Origin of the sequence: Planomonospora corallina (genome assembly GCF_042650625.1) — a bacterium.
Taxonomy (GTDB): domain Bacteria; phylum Actinomycetota; class Actinomycetes; order Streptosporangiales; family Streptosporangiaceae; genus Planomonospora_B; species Planomonospora_B corallina.
In genome coordinates, this window is the sequence record NZ_JBHSBM010000016.1 from 136,237 (window position 1) to 151,135 (window position 14,899).

At 72.1% G+C, this 14,899-nt stretch carries 18 protein-coding genes; 12 read left to right on the plus strand and 6 right to left on the minus strand.

The window, feature by feature from the left end:
- Positions 1-26: 26 nt before the first annotated feature.
- From ACFOWE_RS11720 to ACFOWE_RS11760, 9 genes are all read left to right on the plus strand, one after another.
- Positions 27-293, plus strand: a complete 267-nt coding sequence (locus ACFOWE_RS11720) for a GlsB/YeaQ/YmgE family stress response membrane protein (protein WP_377287292.1) — start codon at positions 27-29, stop codon at positions 291-293.
- Positions 294-729: 436 nt separating this feature from the next.
- A complete protein-coding gene (locus tag ACFOWE_RS11725; RefSeq protein WP_377287293.1) occupies positions 730-1,272 on the plus strand; it encodes a DUF421 domain-containing protein in 543 nt (180 codons plus the stop codon).
- A gap of 218 nt (positions 1,273-1,490) precedes the next feature.
- Positions 1,491-2,531: a PP2C family protein-serine/threonine phosphatase gene (locus ACFOWE_RS11730; RefSeq protein ID WP_377287294.1), complete on the plus strand. Its 1,041-nt coding sequence runs from the start codon at positions 1,491-1,493 to the stop codon at positions 2,529-2,531.
- 159 nt (positions 2,532-2,690) lie between these two features.
- On the plus strand, positions 2,691-2,957 hold the full coding sequence (locus ACFOWE_RS11735; RefSeq protein WP_377287295.1) for an STAS domain-containing protein: 267 nt from the start codon (positions 2,691-2,693) through the stop codon (positions 2,955-2,957).
- Positions 2,958-3,279: 322 nt separating this feature from the next.
- Positions 3,280-4,509, plus strand: coding sequence for a cation:proton antiporter (locus tag ACFOWE_RS11740; protein WP_377287296.1), 1,230 nt, complete (start codon positions 3,280-3,282; stop codon positions 4,507-4,509).
- On the plus strand, positions 4,506-5,447 hold the full coding sequence (locus ACFOWE_RS11745) for an ABC transporter ATP-binding protein (protein ID WP_377287297.1): 942 nt from the start codon (positions 4,506-4,508) through the stop codon (positions 5,445-5,447). Before ACFOWE_RS11740 ends, ACFOWE_RS11745 begins: the two co-directional genes overlap by 4 nt.
- A complete protein-coding gene (locus ACFOWE_RS11750) occupies positions 5,440-6,219 on the plus strand; it encodes an ABC transporter permease (protein ID WP_377287298.1) in 780 nt (259 codons plus the stop codon). The genes ACFOWE_RS11745 and ACFOWE_RS11750 overlap by 8 nt, the downstream gene beginning before the upstream one ends.
- A gap of 144 nt (positions 6,220-6,363) precedes the next feature.
- A complete protein-coding gene (locus ACFOWE_RS11755) occupies positions 6,364-6,843 on the plus strand; it encodes a cation:proton antiporter regulatory subunit (RefSeq protein ID WP_377287299.1) in 480 nt (159 codons plus the stop codon).
- Between the two features lie 4 nt (positions 6,844-6,847).
- The gene (locus ACFOWE_RS11760) at positions 6,848-7,993 is read left to right on the plus strand and encodes a cation:proton antiporter (RefSeq protein ID WP_377287300.1); all 1,146 of its coding nucleotides are present in this window, start codon (positions 6,848-6,850) and stop codon (positions 7,991-7,993) included.
- A 73-nt stretch (positions 7,994-8,066) separates the two neighbouring features.
- On the opposite strand, the gene ACFOWE_RS11765 is transcribed toward ACFOWE_RS11760, so the two are convergent.
- Entirely contained in the window at positions 8,067-8,543 is a 477-nt protein-coding gene (locus ACFOWE_RS11765; protein WP_377287301.1) for a GbsR/MarR family transcriptional regulator, read from the minus strand.
- 49 nt (positions 8,544-8,592) lie between these two features.
- Between ACFOWE_RS11765 and ACFOWE_RS11770 the strand changes: the two genes are divergently transcribed.
- The 3 genes from ACFOWE_RS11770 (at position 8,593) to ACFOWE_RS11780 (ending at position 10,440) form a co-directional block, all read left to right on the plus strand.
- Positions 8,593-8,775, plus strand: coding sequence for an SDR family NAD(P)-dependent oxidoreductase (locus ACFOWE_RS11770; protein WP_377287302.1), 183 nt, complete (start codon positions 8,593-8,595; stop codon positions 8,773-8,775).
- The gene (locus tag ACFOWE_RS11775; RefSeq protein WP_377287303.1) at positions 8,772-9,275 is read left to right on the plus strand and encodes a hypothetical protein; all 504 of its coding nucleotides are present in this window, start codon (positions 8,772-8,774) and stop codon (positions 9,273-9,275) included. The genes ACFOWE_RS11770 and ACFOWE_RS11775 overlap by 4 nt, the downstream gene beginning before the upstream one ends.
- 523 nt (positions 9,276-9,798) lie before the next feature.
- A complete protein-coding gene (locus ACFOWE_RS11780) occupies positions 9,799-10,440 on the plus strand; it encodes a matrixin family metalloprotease (RefSeq protein WP_377287304.1) in 642 nt (213 codons plus the stop codon).
- Between the two features lie 41 nt (positions 10,441-10,481).
- Here ACFOWE_RS11780 and ACFOWE_RS11785 read toward each other — a convergent pair whose 3' ends face one another.
- The 5 genes from ACFOWE_RS11785 to ACFOWE_RS11805 all read right to left on the minus strand — a co-directional run bounded on the left by ACFOWE_RS11785 (position 10,482) and on the right by ACFOWE_RS11805 (position 14,893).
- Positions 10,482-11,855, minus strand: a complete 1,374-nt coding sequence (locus tag ACFOWE_RS11785) for a DUF2254 domain-containing protein (protein WP_377287305.1) — start codon at positions 11,853-11,855, stop codon at positions 10,482-10,484.
- A gap of 388 nt (positions 11,856-12,243) precedes the next feature.
- The gene (locus tag ACFOWE_RS11790) at positions 12,244-12,645 is read right to left on the minus strand and encodes a four-helix bundle copper-binding protein (RefSeq protein ID WP_377287306.1); all 402 of its coding nucleotides are present in this window, start codon (positions 12,643-12,645) and stop codon (positions 12,244-12,246) included.
- Between the two features lie 109 nt (positions 12,646-12,754).
- Entirely contained in the window at positions 12,755-13,465 is a 711-nt protein-coding gene (locus tag ACFOWE_RS11795; protein ID WP_377287307.1) for a hypothetical protein, read from the minus strand.
- A gap of 52 nt (positions 13,466-13,517) precedes the next feature.
- The gene (locus tag ACFOWE_RS11800) at positions 13,518-14,099 is read right to left on the minus strand and encodes a DUF421 domain-containing protein (protein ID WP_377287308.1); all 582 of its coding nucleotides are present in this window, start codon (positions 14,097-14,099) and stop codon (positions 13,518-13,520) included.
- A gap of 431 nt (positions 14,100-14,530) precedes the next feature.
- The gene (locus tag ACFOWE_RS11805) at positions 14,531-14,893 is read right to left on the minus strand and encodes a hypothetical protein (RefSeq protein WP_377287309.1); all 363 of its coding nucleotides are present in this window, start codon (positions 14,891-14,893) and stop codon (positions 14,531-14,533) included.
- Positions 14,894-14,899: the final 6 nt, after the last annotated feature.

Genomic DNA, 14,899 nt, shown 5'->3' on the forward strand with positions numbered 1-14,899 from the left:
CACGCGCGGGAACAAGGAGAGACGTCATGATCGGATTCATCGTCGCAGGGCTCGTCATCGGTGCGCTGGCCCGCCTGCTCAAGCCGGGCAAGCAGCACCTCGGCCTGCTGGCCACCCTGCTGCTCGGGCTGGCCGGTTCGGTGATCGGCGGTACGGTCGCCAGCCTGCTGGGCACCGGCGACATCTTCGAGCTGAACGTGCTGGGCTTCGTCGTCGCCGTCATCGCCGCGGTGGCATTGATCGGTGTCGCTGAGGCCGTCGCCGGGCGGCGTGAGCGCCATCCGGTCCGTTGACGGCCGTGGCTCCGCTGTCCGCCGTCGCGTCCCGCGGCCTGATGGGGACTCTCCCGTTCTCGAAGGCGGAAGGGGATCTCCGCAGGTACGCGGTGGCGTGACCGGTCATCCGCCACCGTCACGCCATGACGCGGCCGAAGGGCACACCGGTGACCGTCACCACCGTGTACCGGTGGAGGCGTTCCCGGGCCGGGGGAGAGCAGGGGCGCCGCGACGGAACCCCGCCCTGCTCCGGGGCGGCCCACGGACCTGGTCCGGACGCTGGCCGGCATCGGCGTCGCCGAGCCGGGCGGCGCCACGTCGTGGCGCCTTCCGAATGCCAGGTCGTGATCGCGGGGTACGGCGGTCCCGCGAGCCGGAGCAGACCGCATGACCCGGAGTCCGGCCCGGCTTCCGGAAGCCGGTGACGGAACACGGGGAGCAGGAGGGCTGATCAGTGCATCTGGTGGGACTGACATGGGCGGATGCCCTCGCGGTCATCGTGTCCGCTGCCGGTGTCTACGTCGCCTTTCTGCTCCTTGTCCGGCTCGTCGGGCAGCGGGCGCTGGCGGCCATGTCGAGTTTCGACTTCGCCGCGGTGATCGCGCTCGGGGCGGTCATGGGCCGGGCCGTCCTGGGCTACAGGCCGACCCTGGCGGCCGGTCTGCTCGGCATGGGAACGCTTTTCGTGCTGCAGGCGCTGTTCGGGCGCCTGCGCCGAAACAGACGCCTCGACCGCGCCATGAGCAACCTTCCGCTGCTGCTCATGGCCAACGGGGAGATCCTCCACGACAACCTGCGCAAGGCGCAGATCGTCGAGGACGAGCTGCGCCAGAAGTTACGGCTCTCGGCCGTTCACCGCTACGACGACGTCGCGGCCGTGATCCTCGAGCGGACCGGTGCCATCAGCGTGCTGCGCCGGGGCGAGACCATCGACTCCGATCTGCTCTCCGACGTACGGGGACGGGAGCTCCTGGCCCCCGAGCACATCCGGCGTTGATCCGTGCTGCCGCGGAGAAACGCGCTGGAACCGCATGCTCCGTCCCGTCCGTCGGTGAGGACGCGTGGGCCCTTCTTCTCCGCACGGGTCCCGGTGGGAACCGGCGGCCGGTACCGGCGTGCCGCTGACTCGTTACACGGGGCCCGGAAGGATTTGCTCTACGGTTACCGGCGGAGAGAAACGGGCAACCGGTACATAGCCGGTGGATGGAGTCACGCGTGAAGTCTGAGCGGGTCCTTCGGTCGCTGCCGTTCGTCGTCATGGCGGCGGTGGCCCTGATCGACCTGCTGGCCGGTCCGCGTCTGGGCTTCCTGCCGCTCCTCACCCTGGGGCCGACCTTCGCCTCGGTCTCAGGCAGCATCCGCCGTACCGCGCTGGTGGGCGTGATCGCGCTGGCGCTGTGCATTCCGCTGGCCTCCTACAACCGGCTCCTGCTCACCCCGCAGAACAACCTCACCATCGCGACCATCATCGCCATCACCGCGGCCAGCATGCTGGCCGGCCATCTGCGCATCCGGCGCGAGCGGGAGCTCGCCAACGTCCGGCTGGTCGCCGAGGCCGCCCAGCGGGTGCTGCTCCGTCCCGTCCCGCGCAAGGCGGGCGATCTGCGGATCGCGCTGTCCTACACCTCGGCCGCGGCCGAGGCGCGGATCGGCGGCGACCTCTACGAGGTCGTCACGACACCGTACGGCGTGCGCCTGCTCATCGGCGACGTGCAGGGCAAGGGACTGGAGGCGGTGGAGACCGCGGCCTGGGTGCTGGGCGCCTTCCGTGAGGCCGCCTACGACGAGGCCGATCTGCCCGGGGTGGCCGAGCGGCTGGAGACCAGCCTGGATCGGCACCTGGGCGGGGAGAGGTTCGTCACCGCGATCATCGCCGAGGTCGCCGACGGTGAGATCTCCCTGCTCAACTGCGGCCACCCGCCGCCCCTGCTGATCGGCCGCGACGGCCGGGCCCGCCTGGTGGAACCCGAGGAGGAAGGGGTGCCGCTCGGTCTGGCGTCGCTGGGCCCGCCCCTGCCCAAGCCGCATCGGGTCCCGTTCGGCGAGGGAGACCGGATCCTCTTCTACACCGACGGCGTCATCGAGGCCCGCGATGAGGCCGGGACCTTCTATCCGCTGATGGAGCGCGCCCACCTGCTGGAGGTGGCCGATCCGCAGGGTGCACTGGACGAGCTGCGCTCGGACCTGCTGGACCACATCGGAGGGCCGCTGCTCGACGACGCCGCGATGCTGCTGGTGCGCAGGCAGTCCACCTGACCCCCCGGATCACCCTGATTTGCCCTATGTAATGATTGATTGCCATATGTCCCGGACGGGGTCCAGAGGGGTTCCGTTCGGAGTGTCCGCCCGGGCCCGTCGAACGCGCCGCTTCTGCGGCGGGGCCCGGAAATCCGGCGACGAAAGGCAATCACACGCGTGGCATGGGCCAACCCCTCTGGATCCGGAACCCTCTCCGTGCTCACCGGCCTGCGCGGCGCCGTCGTCATCGTGCGGCCCACCGGTGAGCTCACCATGTCCACCGCCCCGTACTTCCGCGCCCGGCTCGAACAGGCCGCGGCGTTCAACACCCCGCCACTCGTCGTGGTGGACACCGAGGAGATCACCTTCTGCGACTCGGCCGGCCTCGGTGTCCTGACGGCCGCGCTGCACGAGATCGAAAACGGTGGGGGCGACTCGTGCTGAGCGGTCGCAACGACCGGCTGCGGCACATACTGAAGATCACTCGGCTGGACGGGAGGTTGCAGACCCACGCCACGACCGAGGACGCCGTTTTCCGTCTCGCCGCATTCGAGTGAGCAGGGGACAGCGGGCAGGTATCGCCCCCCCCCACAGGCCGCAGGGCCTTCTCCGCTGCCGGAGGCCTGCTGTTACCGTAGAACGCGGTGCGCCGGGAAGTCTGGTCGGCAACGACGGTTTTCATGCCGACTGTGACGGAGGCGCCGATGAGGCGGCATTCGATGGATCGCCCGGCTGACGGGTTCCGTCCGCGCGGAGCGGGCCGCTGATGGGCACGCTGCTGCTTGCTTTCGCCGGTGTGCTGCTGCTGGCGGTCCTGCTGTCCAGCCTGGCCCACCGCACGATCCTGTCCACGGCGGCGCTGTTTCTGGCCGCCGGGTTCGTGCTCGGCGACGGCGTCCTGGGCGTGGTGTCCATCACCGCCGAGGACGAGGTCGTCGGCACGCTGGCGGAGCTGGCGCTGTTCGCGGTGCTGTTCACCGACGGCATGCGGGTCGGCTGGGCCGACCTGCGCGGCGCCTGGCGGCTGCCCGGCCGCGCGCTCGGCTGGGGCCTGCCGCTCACCCTGGTGATCACCGCGCTGCTCGCGCACTACCTGATCGGGTTGGGCTGGATCGAGTCCCTGCTGATCGGTGCGGTCCTGGCCCCCACCGACCCGGTCTTCGCCGCGGCCCTGGTCGGCAATGAGAAGGTACCGCCCCGGCTGCGTCAGCTGCTCAACGTCGAATCCGGCGTCAACGACGGTCTGGCGCTGCCGTTCGTGATGGTCTTCCTGGCCCTGGCCGCCGGCTCGCGCAATCTGCACCTGGGCGAGCTGGGCCTGGAGCTCGCTGTGGGCCTGCTCATCGGAGTGGCCGTGCCGTGGCTGGCGATCAAACTGGAGCAGACCCGCTGGTTCTCCGCCTCCACCGCCTACGAGCCGCTCAACGCGCTGGCGATCGGCCTGCTCGTGCTGGCGCTGGGCAAGGCCACCCACGGCAACCTGTTCCTGGCCGCCTTCGCCGCGGGCATCACGGTCGCCACCTTCGGACAGCGGCAGCGCGAGGCGTTCGAGCACTTCGGCGAGCTGATCGCGGAGCTGTTCAAGCTGGCCGCCCTGCTGGTGTTCGGCGCGCTCATCACCCCGGCCCTGCTGGGTGCGGTCGGCTGGACCGGCTGGCTGTTCGCCGTCCTGGCGCTGGTGGCCGCCCGGCCGATCGCCATCTGGATCTCCTTCCTGGGCTCCGGTCTGTCGGTGCGGGAGCAGGCCGCGGTGGCGTGGTTCGGGCCCAAGGGGTTCGCCTCGGTGGTCTACGGCCTGATCGTGCTGTCCTCCGGCATCGCCGTGGCCAGCCAGGAGTTCCAGTTGATCGCGGTCACCATCGTGCTGTCGATCCTGCTGCATTCGTCGACCGACATCGTCGTGGCGCGCTGGTTCGACGACGAGCGCGACGTGCCCGCCTGGTACGGCGCTGCCCGCCGCCTGCGCGACCGGGTGCGTCAGGAGCCCGGCTCATGAACACGGACGCGCTGGACGCGCGCCGCGCCGGAGCCGCGCCCGCCGTCCGCACCACCGCGGTGAGCAAACGCTACGGTGACGTCGTCGCGGTCGACGAGGTGAGCCTGAGCGTCGAGCCCGGGCAGATCTACGCGCTGCTCGGCCTCAACGGCGCGGGCAAGACCACGCTGATCCGCATGCTGCTGGGCATGATCGCGCCCACGGGCGGCTCGGCCGAGGTGCTGGGCGCGCACGTCAGCGGGGGAGACCGTTCGGCGTGGCCGCGGGTCGGCTATCTGGTGGAGGCCCCGGTCGCCTACCCGGAGCTGACCGTGCGGGAGAACCTGGAGGTGGTCGCCCGGCTGCGCCGGCTGCCCTCCGGTACGGTCGGCGAGGTCATCGACCGCCTGGCGCTGACGCCGTACGCCGACCGCCGCGCCCGCGCCCTGTCCATGGGCAACCTGCAGCGCCTGGCTCTCGCCAAGGCCCTCGTCCACACCCCCGAGCTGCTGGTCCTGGACGAGCCGGTCAACGGCCTCGACCCGGCGGGCGTGGTGGAGATCCGCACCCTGCTGGCCGGCCTGGCCCGTGAGCACGGCGTCACCGTGTTCCTCTCCAGCCACCTGCTGGCCGAGGTCGCCCGCCTGGCCACCCGCATCGGCATCATCCACCGGGGCCGGCTGCTGCAGGAGGTCGACGCCGCCGGGCTGGAGGCGCACCTGCGGCGGCTGAGCGTGTCCACCCGCGACGACACCGCCGCCCGCGCGGTGCTGGCCGCGGCCGGGTTCGCCCCGCAGGGCGAGGGGCCGATCACCCTCACCGGGACCCGCGCGATCGAGCGTCCCGACGAGGTAGCCGCCCTGCTGGCGGAGGCCGGATGCCCGCCGGTCCGGCTCCTGGTCGAGGAAGAAGACCTGGAGGCCTATTTCCTGCGCGTGGTGGGAGACGGTGATGCGTGAGGCCCTGTGGGCGGAACTGCTCAAGGTGCGGCGCAGCCGCCTGCCCGCGTTGACCGCCGCGGCCTTCGCCCTCGCTACGGGCGTGTGCGGGATGTTCATGTTCATCCTGACCGACCCCGGCCGCGCCCGCGCGCTGGGCCTGCTGGGCGGCAAGGCGCAGCTCAGCGGGGCGGTCGCCGACTGGAGCGGTTACCTGGCGCTGCTGGCGCAGGCGGTGGCCGTGGGCGGCCTGCTGATCTACGGGGTGATCGCGATCTGGCTGTTCGGCCGGGAGTTCAGCGACCGTACCGCCAAGGACCTGCTGGCCCTGCCCACCTCCCGTACCGCCGTGGTGGCCGCGAAGTTCGCCGCCCTGGCCGGTTGGTCGCTGCTGCTGGCCGTGCAGACGGTGCTGCTCGGCCTGCTGGTCGGGGTGCTGCTGGGGCTGCCCGGCGCCTCGGTGCCGGTGCTGGCAGCCGGAACCGGCCGCGTCCTGCTGGTCGCGGCGCTGACGGGCGCGCTGACCACGCCGCTGGCGCTGGCCGCCAGTGCCGGGCGCGGATATCTGGCCGCGGTCGGGGCGCTGTTCGCCGCGCTGTTCTGCGCGCAGGTGATCGCCGCTCTCGGTTACGGCGCCTACTTCCCCTGGTCGGTCCCGGGGCTGCTGGCCGGTGTCGCCGGTCCGGGCCAGGAGCCGCCCGGACCGGCCGGCTACCTGCTGGTGGCGGTCGCAGGGGCCGGCGGGGCGCTGGCCACGGCCGTCTGGTGGCAGCGGGCCGACCACACCCGTTGAACGTCTCCGCCGTGGTCAGGAGCGATCCCGGTGGCCGGAGAGAGGACGGCCCGCGGCCCGGGCCGGGCCGCGGCTGCGCGACACGGGCGGGGAACGGGCCCACCGCCGGGGAACGCCGGGCGCGCCTATCGGGATGATGGGCGCATGGACGTCAACGAGGTGCTCCTGCCCGGGGTCGGGCTGCGGTACGAGTTCACCAACCACGAGGGACACCTGATCGGCGTCGTCGCACGCCGTACGGGCGACTTCGAGGTGGTCGTCTACGGTGACGACGACCGCGACGAGGCCTGGCCGGTGTTCCGGCTGAACGAGGATGAGGCCGAGACCCTGGCGCAGATCCTGGGAGCGCCGCGCATCGCCGAGCGGTTCGCCGACCTGACCAGGGAGGTGCCCGGGCTGGAGTCGGGCCGGGTGGAGATTCCGGACGGCTCGCCTTACCTCGACCGGCCGCTGGGGCACACCAGGGCCCGCACCCGTACCGGCGCGTCGGTGGTGGCGATCGTCCGCGGCGAGGAGGTCATCGCCTCGCCGGGTCCGCAGGAGGCGCTGCGGTCCGGTGACGTCCTGGTGGTGATCGGGACCGACCGGGGCATCGCCGACGTGGCCCGCCTCCTGCGGGGCTGAGCGGGTGCACGTCTCGGCCGCCCTGCTGCTGGAGCTGGGCCTCATCCTGGTCGCGCTCGGCGTCCTCGGCGCGATGGCGCGCCGCCTGACCCTGTCGCCGGTGCCGCTCTACCTGCTGACGGGCCTGGTGCTGGGGGAGGGAAGCGCGCTGCCCGTGCCCGCCGCCGGGGAGTTCCTGCGCGTTGGGGCCTCCATCGGGATCGTGCTGCTGCTCCTGGCACTCGGCCTGGAGTTCTCCATCGGCGAGTTCACCGCGAGCATGCGCCACCACGTGCCCTCCGCCGCGGTCGACCTGGTGCTGAACGCCGCGCCCGGCGCGGTGGCCGGATGGCTGCTCGGCCTGGACGGCGTGAGCGTCCTGGCGCTGGCCGGCGCCACCTACATCTCCTCCTCGGGGATCATCGCCCGGCTCCTGGGCGACCTGCGCCGGCTGGCCAACCGGGAGACCCCGGCCGTGCTGTCGGTGCTGGTCCTGGAGGACTTCACGATGGCCGCCTACCTGCCGGTGCTGGCGGTGCTGGTCTCCGGTGGCACCTGGTGGCAGGCCGCGCTCGGGATGCTGGTCGCGGTCGGCGCGGTGCTGGCCGCCTTCGCCACCTCCTACCGGTGGGGCCACCACGTCGGCCGGCTGGTGGCGCATCCGGACGACGAGCAGCTCATGCTCAGGCTGCTGGGCATCACCCTGGTCGTGGCCGCGCTGGCGGAGTACATCCACGCCTCGGCCGCGGTGGGCGCCTTCCTGGTCGGGCTCACCGTCACCGGGGAGACGGCCGGGCGCGCCGGCGCCGTCATCGCCTCGCTGCGCGATCTGTTCGCCGCGGTGTTCTTCGTGGCCATCGGCCTGTCGGTGGACATCGGCGAACTGCCGCCGGTGCTGCCGGCCGCCGTGCTGCTGGCGGTGGTCACCGGTGCGACCAAGGTCGTCACCGGCCGCTACGCCGCCTCCCGCGACGGGGTCGGAGCGCGCGGCCGGGCCCGCGCGGGGGCCGCGCTGATCGCCCGGGGCGAGTTCTCCATCGTCATCATCGGCCTGGCCGCGGTCCGGCATCCCGTGCTGGCGCCCCTGGTCGCCGCCTACGTCTTCGTGCTGGCGGTCGCGGGGCCGCTGATCACCCGCTTCACCGGCGCCCGTCCCGTACGGGTGCGGTGACGGCGCCGGTGTGTGCCGCGGCGCGCGCCTCATGCCGGCTGGTGCCGGCACACGGCGGGGTGATGCCGGGCGGTCACCGCTCGGTCCTGGTCTCCGGACCGGTGCTTCTCTCCTCGTCCCACCGGTCGAGGAGCCTGGGGAACTCCCGGGCCATGAAGGCGTACATGTCACGCATGTGCTCCAGCCGGGCCCGGGCGGCGGGATGGTCGCCCACCGCGGAGAGTCCCTGCTCGGCCAGGGCGGCGAAGGCGGCGAACTCGGCCATCTTCGCCCGGAACGCGCGCCCGAAGACGTCGTCGGTCAGCCGGTAGCGGTCCCGCCGGACCCGCGGGGGGCGGTAGCGTTCGACGAGCCCGCCGCGCTCCAGCTGCTGCAGGGCCACGCTCATGCTGCTCTTGGCCACCCCGAGCCGCTCGCACAGGCCGGGGGCGTCGGCGGCCTCGCCGGTCTCGGCGAGCAGGCATCCCATCACCCGGCCGGCGGTACGGCTCAGCCCCAGCCGCTCGAAGTACAGCCCGGCGCTCTCCACGAACTCCTCGACATCCGCCATGCACACATCCTATTTTGTTCGGAATGTTCCGAACGAATAGGATACTCGTATGGCCTACCCCGATCCCCTCACCATCGCCGTCACCGGCGCCAACTCCGGCATCGGCCTGCGCGCCGCGCAGCGACTGGCTGCAGACGGTCACCGGATTCTGGCCCTGTGCCGGGATCCGCACCGGGGCCGCGCCGCCCTGGAGGCGATCAACGCCCGCGCCGCCCACCCCGCCCCCGGGTGATCAACGTCGCGAGCAAGGGACTGCTCACCATGCCGCGCATCGCGATCCGCTTCGGCCAACTGGACGACGCCTCCTGGTACAGCCCCACCCGGGCCTACTACCACGCCAAACTCGCCCAGATCATGACCGCCTACACGCTGGCCCTGCGGGCCCGCGGCGCGCTGGACGTCGCCTGCGTCCGGGTGCCCGCCGTACGGCTGGACGCCGACCGCGTCGCCGCCCTGCCGTGGGTCCTGCGCACGCTGTACGCGCCCAAGAACCGGCTCGCCATCCCCGCCGAGCGTCTGGGCGAGACGTACGCGGCCCTGGCCACCCGCACCGGTACCTGGCAGGAGCACGCCGATCCCGCCGCCGCGGGCCGGTCCGCCCTGCGCGGCATCTATCTGGACGAGGACCTCCGGCCGGTCGACGCCCCCGCCTCCGCCTACGACGCCGCGGCCCGTGAGCGCCTGTGGGCCGTCTCCCAGCAGGCCGTCGGCGACCCGTCCTGGGCCTGGTGATCGACCGGCTCCCGCGTGCGCGACCGGGCCGGTGGTGAACCGGAGCGGGGCGACGTCCGATCGTGATGCCCGCTGACTATGCGGCTATCCGTCCTTACCGCCGCCACCAGGCATGGCAGACCGGCGGACCATACCGGCTCCGGGTGCACACGGCTGAGGTGGGAACCGCGAGAGGAGAGGCGTGGCTGGCTGGTTCCGCTATCCGGAACAGGACTGATCATGATTTCCCCGTGTGGTCCGTTCCACACGTTCTGGCACCGCAGAGGGCTGATCGTCCGCCGGGGTCCGTCGGGTCGCGCTCCGGGCGGCTTCACCGCCTTTCTCCGCGGGAAACCCGTGCCGCCGATGGCGGAGGACCTCCGCGCGAGGGCAGGAGAGCCGCATCTGAGGCGTGATGACGGGTAGCGGAGGAGAGTGGGCGGTGGGAGAGAACCCTGGATGAGGATCGTGGCCGTGGCCGTGCTGGCGGCCGGCGTGCTCTCTGGTTGCGTGGCCACCACCCGGACACCCGGCGCCCCCATCGGTGGAGGAATCCGGCCGGCGGACCGGCGCGGACGGTTACCGCTTCCTGCACACGCGGGACGACGGCGAGCCTGTGCGGTGGAGCACCTGCGAACCCATCGGGTACGTCGTGCGGCCGGAGGGGCGGCCGGAAGGGGCCGAGCGGCTGCTGCGGGAGAGCGTCGGCCGCATCTCCGAAGTGACAGGACTCCGGTTCTCCTATCAGGGGAGCATCGGTGAGGCACCCGGCGACGGCAGGAAGGCCTACCAGCCGGACCGGTACGGCGAGCGGTGGGCGCCGGTGCTGATCGCCTACTCCGCCCCGGACGAGTACCCGCGCCTGCGTGGGCAGGCGGCCGGATACGGAGGCCCTGTCTACGTCCGGGCCGGAAACGGCACCCCGCGGTATGTGAGCGGGATGGTGGTCTTCGACGCCGGGCAGATGGCGTCGATGGGCGGCGACGACGCCATGCGGGCCGTGATGCTGCACGAGTTGGCGCACCTGGTCGGCCTGGGGCACGTGGACGACCCCGGCCAGCTGATGAACCCGGTCCAGTACGGCCGGCGGGTGACCACGCTCCAGGGAGGAGACCTCGCCGGCCTCAAGGCCGTCGGTGACGGGCAGTGCTACGAGCCGGTGGAGCCGCGCAGTATCGGGCAGTAGAACGATGAGCGGAGTCGGGCGCCCACCGCAGGGGGCGTTCCCTACGGACGACGGGACGCCTCGTACGTCCAGCGCCCGGTCAGGGCCGCCTGTACCGCCAGAGCCAGGTCCTCCATCCGGGCCCGCTCGCTGTGATCGTAGTCCTGGCGGTCCACGGTGGCGCGCAGTCGCAGGAGCTGATCGTGTATCGCCGCGCGGTGCTCGGATCGGCGGGCGGACCACGCGACCTCGCCCAGCAGCATGAACAGCCGCCCGATCACCTCCGGCTCGGCGGCGCCGTAGCGGCGGGGCTGGGACAGGGCCAGGTCGAGCAGCGCGGGGAAGCCCGGACGCGGCACGACCGTGCGGACCCTTCCTGAGCCGTCGTGCAGCAGGAGAGGTCCGAGGTCTTCGCCGGCCGCCTCGCACAGCAGCGCGGCGGCATGGCCCAGCGCGTGCAGCGCGGTGGTCGGGTCGTTGATCCCGGGGGACAACGCCTTAGTCGCGACATCGACGATCTGGCGTAGCCCGAACGCGATGTCCTGCTCCGAGGTCCGCTCGAATCCGGTTCGGACTGCGCCCGCCAGGTGGTGCGACAGGGCGTCGACGTCCTGACGGTCCAGGCCGGAGGTTCCTCCGGCGAGCGGCCAGGCGACGGCGATCGGGGTACCGACGACCACCCAGTCGCCCGGGAGCCGGTCGAGGACCACCACGGTGCCGGTGTCCACTGCGGCGCGCAGCAGCGCCTCCTCGTCGACCGAGGTGAGAAAGCCCGACGAGACGGCGCACAGGGGCACGGTCCCGGTCTCCGGAATCGCCGGAGCGAGGGCGGTGCCGGTCCTGTCGTCCGCGCAGCGCCGCATCGTCTGCGCCGCTTCGGTGCGGACGCTGTCCAGCAGTGACTCCACCCGGATCTGCCGTGCCAGATGCGCGAGGAACACCACCAGGGCGACCACGCTCACCAGCGCCAGCAGGTAGGCCACCGTCACCGACAGCTGCGGCACGAAGGCGGACTGGTCCTCCAGCGAGGCGCGTACCGCGCGCAGCACGGTCAGGGCGTACGTGAACGTGGTCAGCAGCAGTGCCAGCGTGACGTGGACGAACCGGTCCCGGGCGAAGGTCCGCAGCAGGCGGGGGGAGTACTGGCTGCTGGCCAGCTGCAGCGTCACCACCGTCAGGGAGAACGTCAGCGACGTCACGGTGATCAGTGAACCCGCGATCGCCGACAGCACCGTACGCGCCGCCTGCGGCCCGCCGCTGAACAGGTAGGCGGTCACCCGGGCGGGCAGAGCGCCGATCACGTTGGCGTCGACGAGTGGCAGCCCGATTCCGAGCAGGCACGCGGTAATCACTCCCGCGGTCGGGAGGGGCCACAGCCGGGTCCGCCAGGTGTCACCGGAAACGCTCGGCCGCTGCGGCGATCTCCGTGCCGTCACCGAAGGGTCTCCGGCCGTCGGGCCGTGCCGCCGGTCACGCGTCCGGCACGATCGTTCACCGACGTCCGGGTGCGGCTCGCCGGTGAACCGGGGCGGGTGCGTGCGGTGACAGGGCGGCTCTGGCCGGTCGGGCCTGTTGCGTTCCGGGCAGCCGCGTCCGGCCGCTGTCCGGATGATCCGGGCCAGGGCCGGGTGCCGCTTCCGCCTTCCGCCTCATCGGCCGGACAGAGCGCCTCCGGCGGCAGGGCGACCGGTGTCTCGCGTTCTGCTCTGGAGCGCATCGCAACCGCTTCCGAAGGAGATCTCTGTCAGCAGCCCGTACCTTCCGATGTCCCGCACCTGTGTGATCGAGGTGCTCCCAGAGGCACGGCGACCGGCGGACGCCGGGTCAGGCGATCTTGGTCAGCAGGGACTGGCACGCCTGCTCGCATCGGCGGCAGGCATCGGCGCAGATGCGGCAGTGCTCGTGCATGCCGGCGTGCTGGGAGCACTCGTCGGCGCAGGACCGGCACGCCTGGATGCAGGCCTGCAGCTGGGCGCGGGTGATGTTGGCGTCGTAGCCGGTGTGGCGCGACAGGATGCGGGCGGTGGCCGAGCAGATGTCGGCGCAGTCCAGATCGGTGCGGATGCACTTGCGCAGTTGGTCGACGTGCTGCTCGCTCATGCAGGCGTCGGCGCAGGCGGTGCAGGCCTGGGCGCAGTCGATCAGGGCCTGGACGGCGTCGGCGATCAGGTCGCGGTCGAGGTTGATGTCGGCGGGGTAGGTGTCGATCATTTCGCGGACCGGCATGCTGCGTCCTTTCCTGGGTCGGACTCTTTGCGGAAGACCGATACCCCGCGATCGGTCGGGTTACCGCCCGCCGGATGGATCGACTCGGGCAAGGGGAGGTACCCGCATGTCAGGAGCGGGCGGTGTCACCTGAGCGCTCGCCGCCCGGGTGTTCGCCGTCGTGTGGAGTGGAGGGGTGGTGGCTGAGGAAGTAGGCGCCCATCGCGGCGGCGACGGAGGCGAAGACGACCACGGAGTAGACGGCCAGGAGCACCTCGACGACGGCGGCCAGAGCCGTGGTCCTGACGGTGAGCGGTTCACCGGTGACGGTGGCCAGGGCGGCGTCGTGCAGGGCCAGGGCGTAGTCGTCGTAGCCGGCGAACTCGTGCAGAACCTGGCTGGAGGCCAGCACGATGATGGCGCTGAGCGCGGCCAGCCAGGTCAGCCGGCCCGACAGCAGGCGCCCGGCCGAGCGGCTGCCGCGCACGGCCGAGCCGAGCACGCCGCCGGCCCGTGCCAGCCGGACCAGCCGCAGCAGCCGCAGGAAGCGCAGGAACGGCACGAGCAGGAAGATCAGCTGCCACCAGGTGCGGCGCAGGAACCGCAACCGTGCCGGGGCCACGTACAGCCTCAGGGCGTACTCGGCGGCGAACGCGGCCCACAGCAGCCAGCCCGCCGCGAAGAAGACGTCGGCCAGCACGGGATGGCTCGCGAGGTTTTGACCGAGTACGACCAGGAGGAACAGCAGGCCCAGGACGCTCATGGGGGCGTCGAGGCGGTCGATCAGCCGCTCGGCCCGGGTCTGGCGGACGGCGGCCGTCTCGTGGATACGGGGGCTCATGCCGGTGCGGTGCCCACATCGGTGCGAAGTAATGACGTGGCCGGAGCAGAGGTCATCGGTGTGGCCGGTGTCCGGAACCTGCGGAACCATCCGTACCGGTGAATCCGGCCAGGTCGGTCAGGGCACTGCCCGAGCCGAGCTTCTGGCGGGGGACGACGCTGAAGCCGCCGTCGGTCTCCAGGACGACGGCGGCGACGTCCTCCAGCGCTCCGGAGCCGCTGGAGCGGACCGCCTGGCGGACTTCGGAGGCGGTGACGCGCTGCCGGCGCATCGCGTCTTCCAGCAGTCGCCCATCGCGCAGCACCACGGTCGGCTCGGATTTGATCACCCGCCGCACCCGCACCGAGCGGGTCGCCAGCCAGGCGACGGCGAACTGCAGCGCCACCAGCAGGGCCAGCGCGAGCCCGCCCTCGGCGAGCGCGACGTCGGACGAGAGCACCACGGTGGCCAGCGTGGAGCCCAGCGCGACGGTGACCACCAGGTCGAAGGCGTTCATCTTCGACAGGGTGCGTTTGCCCGACAGCCGCAGCACCGCTACCAGCACGGCGTAGGCCACCACGGCGGCGACGACGATCCGGATGATTCCGCTCCAGGAGTCGAATACCACCATCGTCTCCTTTCCCAGCTGTGACATCGCCGCCGGAGGTACCCATGATGCGCTGCCTCTACCTGACTTCCCGCCGACCGGTCACCACCGGGACCGTTCAGCCGGGGGGACGGCCGGATCGGCGCGTCGTGGACGCGATCCGCACGATGTCGCCGACCGGCTTCGGACGGCTGGGGGACACATATCGGCGGTCCCGGGCGATCACGCGGCCACGCTCGATGTGCCGCTCTCCGTGGTAGGTGCCCTGGCTCTCATCGTGGCGCTGCTCTCCGGGTGCGTCCGCGGTCTCGTGCGCTGCCGGCGGTCCCGGCCCTGGCGGCGGCCCTGCGCTAGCCGACGCGGGAGGTACGGCCATGCGTGAAGCCGGTGGTCATCCCGCTCACCGCGGCCATGACCGGGATGGCGCTGATCACCACGGTGGCGGCGGCGGGCGGCCGGGAAGCGCTTGCGCAGGGCCTTTAGGTGGGATCGCCGCCGAGATCCACCTGCTGAAGCGCCTGCGGGGACAGCCCGTCCGGCAGGCCCGCGACCGAGGCGAGACGGATCACCGCCTGATGCAGGCGCAGATGCAGCGCCAGGGCCGCCCTGCCGGAGCCGTCGGCCGGCTCGGAGACCGGCAGCGGACTGCCGGCCACTTCATGCCACACGCCGTCGTCGGTCGATTGCACCCGCATCCGCAGCCGGCCGGCGACCAGCTGGGTGGTGGCCGTCAGCGGGCCGTGGAGAAGACCGGCGTCGGCCGTCAGCACCCCGCCCTGCCCGGCCACGATCACACTGATCTGGCAAGCGGGACCGCCGGCGCCGGCGGCGGGATCGGTCATGGCTGC